The sequence below is a fragment of the Planococcus chinensis genome (genome assembly GCF_042681545.1).
GTDB lineage: Bacteria > Bacillota > Bacilli > Bacillales_A > Planococcaceae > Planococcus > Planococcus chinensis.
In genome coordinates, this window is sequence record NZ_JBHUFW010000005.1 from 330,463 (window position 1) to 345,123 (window position 14,661).

Here is a 14,661-nt window from a genome sequence, read left to right on the forward strand (position 1 = left end):
CTGTTACTTAGCATTATACCATCTGGAAGTTGTCTGAAAAAGGCGGTTTCTGGTATTCCTTCTTATAGAGAACGGTTTAGAGATATGGAGCACAACCGCGGAGACGCCTGCGGAACAACTAACTGCCGAGACCCCACAGGGCGTCAGCCCGAGGAGGCTTGGCAGTTAGTCCGCGGCAAGCGAAGCGGTTGTGCGGAATATCTCGGTTCTGACACATCTGTTCATATCTCTGCCACCGAAAATTGATATTCAATTTATATTCGTCCGCTATGATGGGTTGGAAATCGTTTAAAGATAGAAAGAGGAGTGACATTCATGAACAAATTCTTAAACCCGATCACCGATTGGGTATCCACGAAACGAGGCATGTGGATCACGCTCATCATCTGGTTCGTAGGGATGATTGCGCTGAGCATGGGCCCGACACTGAACGACTATAAAGTTGCGAACTTCCAATCGCTGCCCGATGACGCCCAGTCGATCATCGCAGACGAAAAGTTGAAAGAAGCCTTCCCGAACGACCAAGGCACGCCGGGCATCCTCGTGTTCCATAACCCTGAAGGCGATGTACAATTAGAAGCCGTCCAGGAAATCCTGGCAGGCATTACGGATGCGGAGATTGAAGGCATCGACTCGATCATCGACATCAGCCAGCTGCCACCGCCCGCACTTGAAGGCTTTTATTCTGAAGACAATTCGACGATGATCATCCCGATGGCGCTCGAAGCGGGCCTTGGCAGCGCCGACTTCTCGGAGATCAACGACGAAGCAACGGAGATTGGCCAAGATATTGCGGCTGATTTCGGCGCCATGGAATTTTATGTTACGGGACCAGCCGGAATCGCCGGCGACACCGTGAAATTGTTTGAAGAAGCGGATTTCGTCTTATTGATCGCAACCGTTTTGATTATCCTCGTGCTGTTGATCGTCATCTACCGCTCGCCGCTGCTTGCGATCATTCCGCTGCTCGCGACGGGCATCGTCTACCAGGTCGTGAACCAGACGCTCGCGTTCATGGGCAAAGCCGGGCTTGAACTGACGAGCCAGACGACGTCGATCATGAGCATTCTCCTGTTCGCCGCCGTCATCGATTATTCGCTGTTCGTGTTCTCACGCTACCGTGAGGAACTGAACCATTACGAAAGCAAATACGAAGCGATGAAGTACGCGATGCGCGCGACCGGCGAACCGGTCTTCTTCGCAGGCGGCACGGTGCTTGCGGCGATGCTCGTGCTATTCTTCGCGGTTTTCCGCGATTACGCGAACTTCGCGCCGATCTTCGGCACCGCGGTGTTCGTCATCATGATTGCTTCGATCACGCTGATTCCGGCGCTGTTCACGCTGTTCGGCCGCAAGGCGTTCTGGCCGAAAGTGCCGAAATACGGCGATGCGAAGAGAATGAAGCATGGCATCTGGGGGCCGGTGGCGAAATTCGTCGTCAACAAGCCCTTGTTCTCCGGCGGGCTCGTTGCCGTACTGCTTCTGCTCTCGGCACTCAACATCATCAACTTGGAATTCGAATTCGATACGGTGAAGTCGTTCCCGGACGATATGCCGTCCCGCGTCGGCTATGAAATCGTCGAAGAGAAATTCGACAAAGGCGAAATCGCTCCGTCTACTTTGCTTGTGAAAAGCGACGAACCGATCACCGAAGAAGCGGCAGCCAAGCTTGCAGAAGAGCTAACCGCATACGATGAAATCGCTTCGGCCCGCCCTTCCGGCCAGACCGAAAACGGCGAAGCGGTGAAGTACAGCATCGCGCTGTCGCTCAATCCGTATTCGACCCAAGCGCTCGATTTTATTGAAGACTTGCGGAATGAAAGCGGCGACGTGCTCGAAGCTGCCGGCATTGACGGCGAAGCGCATTTCGGCGGCATCACGCCGAAGCTCGTCGATGAACGCGCCGTCAACAACAGCGACATCTACAAAATCGTCGCTCTCGAGACCTTATTGATCCTCGTGCTCTTGTTCGTGCTGACGCGTTCATGGAAAATGCCGTTCTATATGATGGCGACGATCCTATTCTCCTACCTGTCAGCTCTTGGGCTCGGCATCTTCCTGGTCGATGTGCTGTTCGGCTTTGAAGCAATCAGTACGCGCGTGCCGGTGTACGCGTTCATCTTCCTGGTCGCACTCGGTATCGACTACAACATCATCCTGGTGTCGCGCTTTATCGAAGAGCGCAAGACGCGCCGTGTCAAAGAAGCGCTCGAGATCGCGATCCGCAACACGGGCGGCGTAATCTCAAGCGCCGGCATCATTCTGGCCGCGACGTTTGCGGCGCTCACCACGATGCCGATCGCCGATTTGTTCGTCTTCGGCTTCATGGTAGCAATCGGAATCCTGATCGATACGTTCCTTGTGCGCGGCATGCTGCTGCCCGCTTTGATCCTGTTTTTTGAAAAAGACAAGTAAACCCTGCATACTAAAGATAACGGAGAGCCGCATTCAATGGCTCTCTTTTGATGGGGAGTGAAAGGTATGAAAATACTCGTTGTGGATGACGATCTTTATATCCAGCAATTGGTGGCGATCCATCTCGGCAAAGAAGGCTATACGGTGTTCAAGGCGAGCGACGCGGAGCACGCGCTGCTGCTGCTTGAAGACCAGCTTGTCGACCTTGCCATCGTCGACGTCATGATGCCGGGCATGGACGGCTTTGAGCTGACCCGCATCCTGACGCAGGACCTCGGCATCCCGGTGATCCTGTTGACCGCCAAAGGCCAGCTTGAGGACAAGGAACGGGGCTTCCTGTCCGGCACCGAGGATTACGTGGTCAAGCCGTTCGAGCCGAAAGAGCTCCTGTTCCGGGTCGCGGTGGTGCTGCGACGCTCGGAACGGTCGGTTTCGGAAAATCTGCAGGCAGGCAACCTGACGATCAACCGCCGGAACTTTGAAGTGGCAATCGGCAATGAAACCGTCATCCTGCCGCTGAAGGAGTTCGAGATCCTGTCGTTGCTGGTGTCGCGTGCAAACTTGGCGACACCGCGCGGTTTGGTGATGGAATACGTCTGGGGCGAAGAGCACGAAGGCAGTGAAATGACGCTGAACACGCACATCAATAGGATCCGCGACCGCCTGAAGCGCTACGGCGCGGATGTCGAGATCCATACGCTGCGCGGCATCGGCTATAAGCTCGAGGCGCCGAAATGAAGACCTTGTACCGGCAATTCACCGTCGCTACGCTGTTCCTCTTGGTCATCAGCATCCTGATCGGCTTTATTATCGCGAACGCCTTTTACCTGGCGGTCACAAAAGAAGAGACGATCGAGCAGAACGTCGCCATCGCCGAAGAGATCGTCGGCACGCTCGAAGTCGTGCCGTATTCCGCGGACGGCTTCGAGAGCTACCTGGAGGCGGTCGCGAAGCTCGGCTACCAGATTGCGCTTGTCGACAGCGCCGGCAACAAGACGTTCTTCGGCGAACCGTTCGACGACACGGCGTTCCCGGAAGAAGCGGAGCGCGTACTGACCGAAGGGGCCGTCTACACCGGACTCGACAATTTCACCGGCCGCATCTTCATGATCGGCCATTTTACAAATGAATTGCACAACACGGTCGGCGTGCCGTTCGAGCAGGGCGGCGAGCGCTATGGCCTCTTCATCCGGCCCGACACGAAGCTCGTAGCCACCGATATCCACTCGGTGCTGATTGGCTTTGTCGCCGCAATCGCACTCGTCATCATCATCGGCATGCTGTGGATGGCACGCCAATTGACGCGGCCGATCGTCCAGCTGACCGAAGCGACGAAGCACATCGCGCGCGAAAATTTCAGCTACCCGCTCGACATCCGGCGCAACGATGAAATCGGCCAGCTGTCGGAAAGCTTCAATCTGATGCAGAATCAGTTGAAACATAACGACCTCGCGCGCAAATCGTTCATCAGCAACGTCTCGCACGATTTCCAGTCGCCGCTCATGAACATCCAGGGCTATGCGGATCTATTGAAGGCGGATGACTTGCCGGACGCCGACCGCCTCGCCTATACGGCAATCATTGACCAGGAAGCGAAGCGGCTGTCGAGTTTGACGCGGCAATTGCTGCTGCTGACCTCGCTCGACCAAGGCGCGTATCCGATGAAAGCGGAGGAATTCGCACTCGATGAACAATTGAAAGGTGCAGTCCGGAAATACCGCTGGCGGCTCGAGGAGGAAGACATCAACCTGTCATACCACCTCGCCCCCACCCGGTTCCGCGGCGACGCCGAACTGCTTGAGAACGTCTGGGAAAATCTATTGACCAACGCCATCAAGTACAATAAACCCGGCGGCAGCATCGAGATCGGGTTGCACTCAGATGAAGAAAGTGTTCAGGTGTCGTTCAAGGATACCGGCGTCGGCATTTCGGAAGAAGCGCTCGGGCAGCTGTTTGACCGTTTCTACCGGGGCGACGCCGCCCGCAACACGGACGGCACTGGGCTCGGCTTGTCGATTGTGCATCAGGTTGTCACCTTGCATCATGGAAAGATTGACGTAAAAAGTAAACCGGGAGACGGGAGCGAATTCATCATTACGCTTCCGCTCACGGATAGAATACGAAATTAAGTTGGAGGTTTTATTCATGGAAAAAGTTTGGAGTTTGCGGTTGATCCGCTTTTCGGCAATCTTCGGATTGCTCGGCACGTACCTCGGTTCGCACATGGCGGGCCAGATGGATTACGCCCTGCGCCCGATCCACGCGCACATTTTGCTGGTCGGCTGGCTGTCGGTGTTCGCCTGGGGGATTTTCTACCGGATGTACACGATCAAGTACAAGAAACTGGTCGCGGTCCACGGCGTGCTCGCGATGGTAGGCGCCGTCGGCCTCACCGCCGGCATGTGGCTGTATAATTTGAACCCGTTCAATTGGAACGACACGCTTGTGATGGTCTTGTTCATCGTCGGCGGCACGCTCTTGCTGCTCGCGTTCCTGCTGTTTGCGGTGATTACGTTTTTGACAGAGAAAGAATAGAAAGTGGGAAGTCCTTCCGGGTGGTCCGGGAGGGCTTTTCTTTTAGATTTCGCGGTGTTGTTGGTGGCGGCGGGAATACGCTCAGCGAAGGTTAAAATACGCTCAGCTATGGTTAAAATACGCTCAGCGATCGGCGAAATACGCTCAGCAAAGGTTAAAATACGATTCTGAGCGGTTCTGCTCTCTTGGCGCAGGAAGGTTTTGCAGTTTCTTACATTGTTTAAGAACCGAATGGAAGAGGCCGCCGCATCCGCGGCGACCTCCTCAAACCTTAAGGGACGCTTTTCGCCGCAGCGAAAAGCACTAAGAACTGAGATTCGTATTCGTCGGCAGCTTTTGTCTTTTTCTATCGGCGGTATGCACGCTTCCTATCGATGTTTCTAGCGTTTCTATCGATGGGTAAAAACTGTATGGAAAAGGCCCCCGCATCTGCGGCGGCCTCCTTAACCCCTAAGGGACGCTTTTCGCCGCGGCGAAAAGCACTAAGTGCAACTTTATAAAAGTGTCTTTACATGAATTAATCAGCTTCTTACATGAACTCTTTTGGTTTCTACATGAACTCCTCGTATTTCTTCATGAACTCTTTTGGTTTCTACATGAACTCTTCTTCTCCACTAAAAAAACATAGGCATCCGCTGCTGCGGATGCCTCTTAATTCCCATCATTTATTAAACGCCGCAAGTACTGCAGCTTCAAGCGTTTTCTTGTCGGTACCTTCAACGATCAAGGCGATGACGTATGCGGGATTCCCGGTGTCATAACCGACGAAGACGCCGTTTTCCTTGCCGCTCGCTTTGACGGTCGAGAGGGTGCCGGCGATGCCCGCCTGTCCCAGTTTCGTTTTGGCGAGCGCGGTTTTCAGTGCCGCTTGCATGGATTCGGCCCCTTCTTTGGTTACGAGCCCTTTTTTCCAGACTTTCGGTTCTTGGCCGAACAGGAGCGCGGGCTCGTAGATAGTGCCTTCGTTCAGGAAGGCGGTGTAGGCTGATGCCAAATGAAGGATATTCGCCTGCACTTGCCCCGCGGAACCCGGCACGCCATCAACGGACAGCTGGGACGGGGTGAGCTCGATTGCGAACGGCAGCGGTTCGCCGAAGCCGAACGCTGCGAGATTTGCCTTGAAGGCATCGATCCCCTGCGCTTTGATCGCAGCGGCATAGGCGTTGTGCGGCGTCGCGTTCAAGGTTTTATTGATGGCATCCGCTTTGATGGTTTCCGCTTTCAATCCGGCTGCTGCAACGACCGGGTTGAGTGCGGCGCCCGGTGTGTAGGCTGCGGCGAAGCGGTTGAAGAACACGAGCCGCGGGTCAGATGCGAGCTTTTGGTAGCGGCTCGCCGTGATGTTCGGGATAAAATCGTTCGGGTTGTAGCCGGGCGAAGAGACGAGCGCGAACACTTCCCCGGTTTTCGGATCAACGGCTGCGGCAGCACCAGGCTTGCCGCTCATTGCGGTGTAGAGCCGCTTCTGCAGGCCGGCGTCGATGCTGAGATGGACGGCTTCGCCTTGTGCGGGCTCGCGTTCGGCTGCGGTGACGTTGCCGCCTCCGTTCGCTTTCTGGATAATGATGCGCCCGCCCGCGGTACCGCGGAGCCGTTCTTCATAGAGCTCCTCGAGTCCGCGGCGGCCGATGACGTCGTCCCGCTGATAGCCCGGGAGCGCCGCTAATTGCTCGGCGGTAATCGGCCCGATAAACCCGGTGATGTGCGACAGCGGCCCGCCAAACGGATAGCTGCGCATGGTCTTTTCCTCACGCACCGTGCCGGTCATCGCAAACAGTTTGTCGAGCACGACCTGGTCTTCCTTGATATGGGCGAGCGGCACGTAATGGTGCGGCTGCACCCAGCTCTGGTCCAGTTTCTCATTGATCGCTTCCGGCGTCATGCCAAGGAGGATCGCGAGGTCATTGGTTCGGGCCTTGCGGTCGAATTTTTCCGGAATGACGCCGACTTCGTAGCCCGCGGCATTGAATACGAGCGGCTTTTTCTGCCGGTCGATGATCTCGCCGCGCGGCGGCAGCGCCTTCGAACTCGAGACTTTGTCGCCTTCTTCAAGCCCCGGCACAATAAACGACGGATCCCATTCGACAAACCAGTCTTCGTTTTCGTAAAGCAGGCTCATCGTTTTGTTGAATTCAACCGGGCCGCCGCCGGTTTCCATGGCAATCGCCAAGTTGAAATCGGCTGGCTGGTCTTTATTCCAGTCGGTGTTTTCGGCCGGCGTATGTGCCACTTTCACGTTTTGGATGTTCAGCTCTTCTTGGAGCTGCCGCTGCCAGTCGATGAACACCGCTTCGCCGAACGCGCCTTTCGTTCCTTCGTTCAAATAATTGGCGTACATGTTCTGAAAGTCGCCTTTCGTCCAAAGCGCGATGTATTCAACGAGGCGCGCTTCGGCCGCCGTCTGGTCTTCCGATACTTGTACGGGCTGCGGCTTCGGTTCTTCCGTCGCTTCCGGCTGCGGCGGGTCGTCCTGGCACGCTGCCAGCAATAGGACAAATAGGAGCAGAATGAGGGCAATCGCATTTTTCTTCATGGCACGGCCTCCTTTTTACCATTTTAACCTTTTTCTGAATAGTTAGATAGTTGGTTTTAGGTTATTATAGAGATACAGCACGGATCTTTTTCCTGCCCCCTTGCCACGGATTTCAGCGAAAGGCGGTGCAGCGGATGTTCCATGAAATCAAGTTCTTCCACTTGTTCGGCTGGATGCTCGCCGCGTTGATCATGGCGGCGTTCATCCTGCTCCAGACCACTGGCAATCCCCTTCTCATCGATATCGCGATGCAGCTCGTGTTTTACGTCGTCGTCCCGGTTGCGTTTTTCGGCTATCACTTCAAAAAGCAGGGCATCCGTTTGAACCAGGTCGTGTTCCTCCGCGGTTCAGCGCGCTGGATCTTGCCGCTTCTCGGGCTGACTGTGGTGCTGATGGCCTTTTCGCTGAGCGTTTTTTGGCTCATGCTGCGGGCGCTTCATATCGTGACGCCGTCTGCAGTCGGCTTCTTTTTCCAGACTGCGCCGCTCCCGGAAGAAGTCTGGTACCTCGTCTCGCTTTCCCTCATCATCGGCATCATCGGCCCGATCGCCGAGGAATTCGTGTTCCGCGGATTGATCCTGACCCAGCTTGTAGCCCGCTTCGGCATGTGGAGCGGCGTCGGCCTGTCAAGCTTCCTGTTCGGCATCTTCCATATCGGATTTTTTGGTTCGTTCATGTTTGCGGTGCTGGCATCGTTCCTGTACTTAAAGACCCGAAATTTGCTCATCCCGATCCTTCTCCATATCTTCAACAATATGATTGTGGTCGCGCTGCTGTTCACCAATCCTGATTTTCCGGAATGGCTGACAGTGACAAGCGTCAACGACCTTTACACCAAAGGATGGCCGAACCTTATCGTCCTCATCGCCACGCTGACGCTGCTGCTTGCCATCATCCTGCGGCTCGCCAAGGACCTCGAAGAACCGCCGAACGACCTGTTCGATGTGTTCAAAGACAGCGACAATCAAAAGATCGACGAACGCCCGCACGAGCCGCCGGAAAGCCGGCCGGGGTCTCTTGAATAAAGGCGCAGTGAGTGGAATGAAGAAATGATAGGTGTGTAGGTGGATCATGGGACAGGTTGATCTTCTAATTTAAGAAACAAAATTTTTCATACCGCTTCGGCGCTTTGGCCGTGGACGCGTCGGCGCTGGGTGAGCTCAATGAAAATTGTTAACTCCACTTGTTATTAATGTAGATTCAATTGAATTCCTCTGGAGGTGCCGAACATGAATGTCCATCTGTTTCCCGCAACGAAACGCGGCCGGACAGGTACAGCGCTCGCCGCATTGGCGTTGCTCATTTTCATCGCCCTTTACCTTTTGGCTGAAGTGAACGATGTGATCCGCTCGGAAGGGTTGATCACAGTCTTCGGCCTGATCGGCATGGCGGCGGCAATCGTCGGTGCTGTCCTCGCGTTCCTTTCGGTGCGCAAAGAACACGAGCGCTCGCTGCTTGCATTTTTGGCGATCGCTTTGGGCCTGCTTGCCGCAGGCTTCATACTCGGCAACCTCCTCGGCGTTCCGGGAATTTAAACAGCGAATAAATTATAGCTCTTCCATAGAAAAATCCGGCAGTGCTGATTTGCACTGCCGGATTTTTGTGTTTATTCAACTCGCCACAGTCTTCGAGAACTGGCTGTTGTACAGGTCGGCGTAGAAGCCGTTTTTGTCGAGCAGTTCGGTGTGCGTGCCCTGTTCGATGACCCGGCCGTTGTCCATGACGAGGATGAGGTCCGCGCCGCGGATTGTCGACAGCCGGTGGGCGATGACGAAGCTTGTGCGTTCTTTCATGAGCCGCTCCATCGCCTTTTGGATCAGCACTTCGGTGCGCGTGTCGACGCTCGAGGTCGCTTCATCCAAAATCATGATCGGCGGATCGGACAGGATGGCGCGCGCAATCGTCAGGAGCTGTTTCTGCCCTTGCGAAATGTTCGACGCTTCTTCGTTCAGCACGGTGTCGTAGCCTTCCGGCAAGGTGCGGATGAAATGGTCGGCGTGCGCGGCGTCTGCAGCTGCGACGATTTCCTCTTCCGTCGCCCCCATTTTGCCGTAGGCGATGTTGTCGCGAATCGTACCATTGAAGAGCCACGTGTCCTGCAGCACCATGCCGAAGCTTTGGCGCAGTTCGTCGCGCGACAGGTCGCGCGTGTCGAGCCCGTCGATGCGGATGGTGCCGGCATTGAGTTCGTAGAAGCGCATCAATAGATTGATGAGCGTCGTCTTGCCCGCGCCGGTCTTACCGACGATGGCCACGGTCTGGCCAGGCTTGACGGAAATGTTCATGTCTTCGATCAGCAGCTTGTCGCCGTAGCCGAAGTCCACGTGCTCGAATGACACGGCGCCTCGTGCGCGCTCAAGATGGGCAACGCCTGTTTCTTTGATTTCCTCGCCTTCATCGAGCAGTTCGAAGACCCGCTCCGCAGCGGCGATCGTCGACTGGATGATGTTCGCGATGTTCGCCGTCTGCATGACAGGCTGGGTGAACTGGCGCGTATAAGTAATGAACGCCTGGATGTCGCCGATCGAGATGCGCCCTTGTGTCACCAGGATGCCGCCGACCACGCTGACGAGCACGTAGCTGAAGTTGCCGATGAATTGCATGAGCGGCATGATGATGCCGGACATGAACTGGGCGCGCTGGCCCGCTTCGTATAATTGTTCGTTGGTTTCATTGAAGCGCTGGATTGCTTTTTCTTCATGTCCGAACGCTTTGACGACCGGGTGCCCGGTGTACATCTCTTCGATATGGCCGTTCAGTTCGCCGAGCGTGCGCTGCTGGTCGGCGAACTGCTTCTGCGAGCGCTTGAGGATCGGCCGGATGACAAACACCGACAGGAGTAGGCTCGCAATCGCAATGACCGTGAGGAGCGGCGAGATGACGAGCATCATCGCGGTGATCCCGATGATCGTCACGAACGATGTGATGAAGAGCGTCAAACTTTGCTGCAGCGTTGTGCCGATCGTGTCGATGTCGTTCGTCACGCGGCTCAGCGTTTCGCCTTTCGCCGTTTGGTCGTAATATTTCAGCGGCAGCCGCTCGAGCTTTGCGCTGACGTTCTCACGCAGGTCGTACACTGTGTCCTGTGCAACGGTCGACATCAAATATTGCTGGAGGTACATGAACGCGCTGCTGAATAAATAAAGTCCCGCGAGCAGGAGCAGCAATTCGCCGATTGTGCCAAAGTCGATCGACGCACCCGGCTCTCCGCGGATTTCCCCATACGCGCCTTCGAACAATTCCGTGATCGCCATCCCCATGATCATCGGACCGACAATCGTGAACACGGTGCTGAGGATGGCCGCAAGGAAGACGATGGTGAGCCGCGTGCGGCGCGGCTTCAAATAAGCCAGGAGGCGTTTGAGTGTGCCCTTGAAGTTTTTCGGCTTTTCGCCGGTCATCATCATATTTGCGCCGGGCGGCCCGAAGCCGTGCCCGCCCCGCTGCGGCCGTTTCTTGATGTCGCTCATGCGATCTCCTCCTCGGACAGCTGGGATTCGGCAATTTCCCGGTAGACTTTATTATTCTTTAGAAGCTCTTCGTGCGTGCCCATGCCGGCGATCCGCCCTTTTTCCAGGACAATGATGCGGTCGGCGGTCTTCATCGTGCTGACCCGCTGGCCGACCAGTAAAACCGTTGCGCGCTCGGTTTCCGCTTCAAGCGCGGCCCGCAGGCGAGAGTCGGTCTTGAAATCGAGCGCAGAGAAGCTATCGTCAAAAATATAAATGTCGGGCTTCCGAATCAGCGCCCGTGCTATCGCGAGGCGCTGCTTCTGGCCGCCGGACAGGTTCGCGCCGCCTTGTTCGACGTAGGTCGCGTAGCCGTCGTCGAGGCGCTGGATGAATTCATCGGCCTGCGCGACCCGTGCAGCATGCTCGACATCCGCTTCGTTGGCACCGGGTTTGCCGAATCGGATATTTTCCGCGACCGTGCCGGAGAACAGCACGGATTTCTGCGGCACGATGCCGATTTTCGAACGGACTTCGTTTTGCGGCGCTTCCCGGATGTCGACGCCGTTGACGCGGATGGTGCCTTCGGATACTTCATAGAAACGCGGGATGAGGTTGATCAGCGTTGACTTGCCGGATCCTGTCCCGCCGATGATTGCGGTCGTCTCGCCGGCGTTCGCACGGAACGAAATGTCCGACAGCACCGGCTCTTCCGCTCCCGGATAACTGAACGACACCCCTTCGAACTCGAGCGTGCCGGGTTCGCGGTCGGCGGTTCCGGTGCCGAGATCCTCAAATGCCGGGCGCATTGCGAGCACTTCGTTGATGCGCTTTGCCGAAACGGCGGCGCGCGGCACCATGATGAACATCATCGACGCCATGACGAGCGCGAACATGATGAGCATGACGTACTGGATGAACGCCATCAAGTCGCCGATCTGCATCGCGCCGTTGTTGATGCGGATGCCCCCGAACCAGATGATCGCGACGACGGTCAGGTTCATGACAAGCATCATGACCGGCATGAGGAACGCCATGATTTTATTGACCCGGATCGAGACGTCCGTCAGCTCGCGGTTGGCGCGTTCGAGCCGCGCCTTTTCCGCTTCTTCGCGGGTGAATGCCCGGATGACGCGGATGCCCGTCAGGTTTTCCCGGAACACGAGGTTTAGCCGGTCGAGCCGCTTCTGCACTTCGGTGAACAATGGGATCCCTTTTTTCAGGATCAGCAGGATCGAAAAGAACAGCACCGGCATCGCGCCGATGATGACGAGCGACAGTTTCGCATCCTGCGAAATCGCCATGATAAGCCCGCCGACGAGCATGATTGGGGCGCTCGCGACCATGCGCAAGAGCACCAGCACGACTTGCTGGACTTGGGTGATGTCGTTCGTTGTCCGCGTGATGAGCGACGCGGTCCCGAACTGGTCGAATTCCTGCAGCGAAAACTGCTCGACGTGCGTGAAGACTTGCCGGCGCACGTCACGGCCCATGCCCATTGCGGCGCGGGACGAATAAAAGCTCGTGGCTATTGCGGCAATTGCGCCGACTGCAGACACCAATAGCATCCAGCCGCCGATGCGCCAGATGTACGCTACGTCGCCCGTGACAACGCCGTTGTCGATAATGTCCGCCATTAGCGTCGGCAGGAACAGGTCCGCCATCGACTGGATGAACACCAGCCCGAACACGGCTGCGACCAGCCATTTATAGGCCCGCAGGTTTTTCAGGATTTTCAGCATAATGACGCTCCCCTTTGATGATGCTTTTATAATTGTACTTATAAGCTACTGCTTTTCGCGGAGGCTGTCAAAGCCGGCGCCCGCATTTGGAAACGGATGAAACCATCCCCCATTCCCGTGCGTATTAACGATATAGAGAAAGGGGTATGGGAATGTTTGAAGAAATGAAATTCCGCCATCTCGCCGGCTTTATGCTGCTTGCGCTATTTGTGGCCGGCGTCGGGAGCGCCATCGTCGGTCTGGGGGCCGAAGCGGTGGATGTGCTGATCATGAAAGTGATGTATCTCATTGTGCCGCTCGGCTTTTTCATGTACCACTTCCGGAAGCAAGGCGTCCCGCTTTCTGCGGTGATCCAGACCGCTGGCGTCAAGCGCTGGCTCGGGTCGCTCGCCGGCATCATGGCCGTGTCGATCGCCTTTTCGCTCAGCGTCTTCTGGCTCCAGCTGTATGCACTGATGCCGCTGTCGCCGAGCCTCGTCGGCTTTATGCTTGAACCGATTCCGATGCCGGAAAATGGGCTCTACTTGGTGTTGACGGTGATCATGATTTCAGTCATCGGGCCGATTGCCGAAGAATTCATTTTCCGCGGCGTGCTCTTGAAGCGGATGGCGTTGAAGACGTCGATGTGGGGCGGCATCATCATCTCGAGCCTCCTCTTCGGCGTGCTCCATGCCGACATCATCGGGGCGTTCGCGTTCGGCGTCATCACGTCGCTCCTGTATTTGAAGACCAGGAATCTGCTCGTGCCGATTTTGCTCCACATCTTCAACAACAGCTTCGCGATGCTCATGACGTTCGTCGCGCCGAAGTGGCCCGAATCGGTCGGGGTGCTTGAGACCGCCGACATCTACGCCAACGCCGTTCCGAACGCCATCCTGCTTGCCATCAGCACCGTTTTGACCGCCTGGATCATCTTCCGCCTGGCAAAAGGGGTGCGCCGTACCGCGGCCGTATCCGAATAAAACCCGAAGCCCGCATAAATGCGGGCTCAGACTGTAGACAAAGTCTATTTATAGTGAATTGAAATGCATAAGCCCGACCGGGCTGGCCACTTCGCTTTCCGTGGGCTCGGCTTCAGACGCTTCCCTTGCTCCTGCGATTACTCGTCGCAAATTGAAAAAACATTCGCTACGCTCAGTCCAGGGTCTTCAGCTCGAGTCGCTTCGCTGCTCCCACAGGAGTCTCGTGGCCAACCCGGTCGGGAGACTCCTGTATCTAATAGATAAGATAAGGTCGCTGATTCTGCTTTAATCTATAGAGAGCAAGCCGCTGGCTTCAGGATTCGGAACGAAAGGCGGCGACTCCTGCGGGATAGCGAAGTGCCGAAATCCGCTCGGACGCCAGTCCGAGTTAGTTCGGCGCGAGCCCGCGGAAAGCGTCCGCCTGAAGTGGAGGATCCAACAAAGCCTCTATTAGTTTTAATCATCGAATTGAAAAATTATTCTTTTGTCTACAAGCTCAACCCGTATAAATGCGGGCTTTTTTGATTTCTTCTATATAAAGTAGCAGGGTTTATTGATAAGCTTATGGAAATACTTACCGGGGTGAAGAAAATGAAATTCCATGTATTAGGCAACCGGACCAAACTAGAAATCGATGTGCGGCAGCGCAATTACCCGGACAGCCGGGATTATTGGGACGCGAACTGGGTGGCGTCCGTCATCCACCTGGAGATTCCAGGCTATATGGTGCATTTTGAAGCCGATCTGCGGACCGAGGAATTGCGGGACTTTGTCGAGGAGCTGCGGACGATGAACGAGAACCTCGGCGGCACCGCCATCCTGAAAAACCTGGACAGCTATATCTACCTCGAAGGCACGATGGACCGGCTCGGCAAGATCGCCTGGACCATCGAAACCTGCTACCCGGCCGGCATCGGTACCCAGCTCACGAGCGAGTTCGAATCGGACCAATCGTATTTGCGGATCTTGATCGATGAACTCGACCGGGTGCTGGAGGCGTTCCCGGTGATTGGGAAGGCTTAGCG

Annotated in this window: 11 protein-coding genes; 8 read left to right on the plus strand and 3 right to left on the minus strand. The window is 55.9% G+C overall.

The window, feature by feature from the left end; genetic code table 11:
* The first annotated feature begins 315 nt into the window (after positions 1-315).
* The 4 genes from ACFSDB_RS09225 to ACFSDB_RS09240 all read left to right on the plus strand — a co-directional run bounded on the left by ACFSDB_RS09225 (position 316) and on the right by ACFSDB_RS09240 (position 4,950).
* Positions 316-2,415: an MMPL family transporter gene (locus ACFSDB_RS09225; RefSeq protein ID WP_204892007.1), complete on the plus strand. Its 2,100-nt coding sequence runs from the start codon at positions 316-318 to the stop codon at positions 2,413-2,415.
* Positions 2,416-2,481: 66 nt separating this feature from the next.
* Complete coding sequence (locus ACFSDB_RS09230; RefSeq protein WP_204892008.1) at positions 2,482-3,153, plus strand: response regulator transcription factor; 672 nt, start codon at positions 2,482-2,484, stop codon at positions 3,151-3,153.
* Positions 3,150-4,544 carry a sensor histidine kinase gene (locus ACFSDB_RS09235; protein WP_204892009.1) on the plus strand — a complete coding sequence of 465 codons (1,395 nt, stop codon included), beginning with the start codon at positions 3,150-3,152 and terminating at the stop codon, positions 4,542-4,544. The genes ACFSDB_RS09230 and ACFSDB_RS09235 overlap by 4 nt, the downstream gene beginning before the upstream one ends.
* 16 nt (positions 4,545-4,560) lie before the next feature.
* Complete coding sequence (locus ACFSDB_RS09240; RefSeq protein WP_204892010.1) at positions 4,561-4,950, plus strand: hypothetical protein; 390 nt, start codon at positions 4,561-4,563, stop codon at positions 4,948-4,950.
* 661 nt (positions 4,951-5,611) lie between these two features.
* Here ACFSDB_RS09240 and ACFSDB_RS09245 read toward each other — a convergent pair.
* Positions 5,612-7,483 carry a penicillin-binding transpeptidase domain-containing protein gene (locus ACFSDB_RS09245; protein ID WP_204892011.1) on the minus strand — a complete coding sequence of 624 codons (1,872 nt, stop codon included), beginning with the start codon at positions 7,481-7,483 and terminating at the stop codon, positions 5,612-5,614.
* Between the two features lie 134 nt (positions 7,484-7,617).
* Between ACFSDB_RS09245 and ACFSDB_RS09250 the strand changes: the two genes are divergently transcribed.
* Together ACFSDB_RS09250 and ACFSDB_RS09255 are read left to right on the plus strand one after the other, a co-directional pair.
* Positions 7,618-8,508 (plus strand): CPBP family intramembrane glutamic endopeptidase, encoded by an 891-nt coding sequence (locus ACFSDB_RS09250; protein WP_204892012.1) that lies wholly within the window; start codon positions 7,618-7,620, stop codon positions 8,506-8,508.
* A 204-nt stretch (positions 8,509-8,712) separates the two neighbouring features.
* Positions 8,713-9,018 carry a hypothetical protein gene (locus ACFSDB_RS09255; protein ID WP_204892013.1) on the plus strand — a complete coding sequence of 102 codons (306 nt, stop codon included), beginning with the start codon at positions 8,713-8,715 and terminating at the stop codon, positions 9,016-9,018.
* A 75-nt stretch (positions 9,019-9,093) separates the two neighbouring features.
* Here ACFSDB_RS09255 and ACFSDB_RS09260 read toward each other — a convergent pair whose 3' ends face one another.
* Both ACFSDB_RS09260 and ACFSDB_RS09265 read right to left on the minus strand, forming a co-directional pair.
* Positions 9,094-10,953, minus strand: coding sequence for an ABC transporter ATP-binding protein (locus ACFSDB_RS09260; RefSeq protein WP_204892014.1), 1,860 nt, complete (start codon positions 10,951-10,953; stop codon positions 9,094-9,096).
* Positions 10,950-12,674: an ABC transporter ATP-binding protein gene (locus tag ACFSDB_RS09265; RefSeq protein ID WP_204892015.1), complete on the minus strand. Its 1,725-nt coding sequence runs from the start codon at positions 12,672-12,674 to the stop codon at positions 10,950-10,952. The genes ACFSDB_RS09260 and ACFSDB_RS09265 overlap by 4 nt, the downstream gene beginning before the upstream one ends.
* Before the next feature lie 152 nt (positions 12,675-12,826).
* Here ACFSDB_RS09265 and ACFSDB_RS09270 point away from each other — a divergent pair, with 152 nt between their 5' ends.
* Together ACFSDB_RS09270 and ACFSDB_RS09275 are read left to right on the plus strand one after the other, a co-directional pair.
* Positions 12,827-13,636 carry a CPBP family intramembrane glutamic endopeptidase gene (locus tag ACFSDB_RS09270; RefSeq protein WP_204892016.1) on the plus strand — a complete coding sequence of 270 codons (810 nt, stop codon included), beginning with the start codon at positions 12,827-12,829 and terminating at the stop codon, positions 13,634-13,636.
* A 591-nt stretch (positions 13,637-14,227) separates the two neighbouring features.
* Positions 14,228-14,659, plus strand: coding sequence for a WapI family immunity protein (locus ACFSDB_RS09275; protein ID WP_204892017.1), 432 nt, complete (start codon positions 14,228-14,230; stop codon positions 14,657-14,659).
* Positions 14,660-14,661: the final 2 nt, after the last annotated feature.